The organism is Mycobacterium shunyiense (genome assembly GCF_058270035.1).
Genome location: NZ_JBZDPT010000036.1, coordinates 1 through 1,279, shown reverse-complemented (window position 1 = coordinate 1,279; position 1,279 = coordinate 1). Strand labels below are relative to the sequence as shown.

Below are 1,279 nucleotides of genomic sequence, written 5' to 3'. Positions count from 1 at the left end.
GTCTCAAAGTCAAGTGGTTAGCGCAACATCGGCTATGCGGCTTGGTTGATGAGGGTGGCGAGGCGTTGGGCGGGGGTGTCGTAGTCCAGGGTGGGCCGGGGTCGGGTGTTGAGCTTGTCCTGGACGGATTTGAGGTCGGCCTTGGTGTAGCGGCTGAGGTCGGTGCCTTTTTCGAACCAGAACCGCAGCAGCCTGTTGGTGTTCTCGTTGCTGCCCCGCTGCCAGGGTGAATGTGGATCGCAGAAGTAGACCGGGGATTGCAGGGCCATGCTGATGTCGCACCAGCCGGCCATCTCCGAGCCGCGATCCCAGGTGAGGCTGCGCCGCAGATGCGCCGGTAACTCATTCATCGCCGCGATCATCGCCTTGGCCACTGAATCCGCGGTGTGATCGTTGGGCAGGTGCAGCAAGATGGTGAATCGGGTGCTGCGCTCGACCAGGGTCCCGATCGCACTGCCAGAGGCGGCGCCCACGATCAGATCTCCTTCCCAGTGCCCGGGCACGGCACGGTCTTCAACCGTGGCGGGACGCTGGCTGATGGTGATCACGTCACTAAATGTGCCGCGGCGCTCGCTGCCACGGGGTTTACGAGCGGTGCGTTTGGTCGACAGGCACTTGTTCAGATCGGCGCGCAGCTGGCCACGGCCTTGCACGTAGAGGCACTTGTAGATGGTTTCGTGGCTCACCCTGCCCAGCCTGTCATCAGGGTGAGCGCGGGCCAACATGTCAGCGATCAGCTTGGGGCTCCACCCATCGTCCATCCACCCTTCGATGGCCGCGCACAATCCGGTGTTGTTGAGCTTGAACGCTTTGGGCCGCTTGGCTTTCTGACAGGCTCGGGCATGGGCCATCCCGGCGTGGTAGTCCCCGTCGGCGTTGCGGTTACGTCGGACTTCGCGCCAGATGACGGTGCGGTCGCGGCCCAACTGCTGCCCGATCTCAGCGTGGCTGAGACCGCGATCCAGGCCCCGCATAATCGTCACGCGTTCGTCGTAGCTGATCCGGTGGCCCGGGCCGCCCTCGCGGGTCCGCTCTCCCGGGCAGGCGATACCGCGAGGCCCTTTGCTTCCTTTGAGCACAGTCATGCCGCCAGCCTGATGCCACCAGTACCGTCCAGCACCGTTGGACACACCGACCCGACGCTCGGCGTCACGCATCGCGACACCGTCACACACCAGGTCAAACAACACCCGACGCATCGAACGAGGAAACACCGCAACCTCCCAAACCAGTGGATGTTGCAGTGACCGTATGAATCCGCCCGTGGTCTAGCGACCCT

General features: G+C 63.7%; 1 protein-coding gene. It reads right to left on the bottom strand.

The genetic code is table 11. The features are described from left to right. Nucleotides 1-32 precede the first annotated feature (32 nt). Complete coding sequence (locus AC4ELS_RS21250; protein ID WP_448449202.1) at nucleotides 33-1,199, bottom strand: IS30 family transposase; 1,167 nt, start codon at nucleotides 1,197-1,199, stop codon at nucleotides 33-35. Between the last annotated feature and the right edge of the window lie 80 nt (nucleotides 1,200-1,279).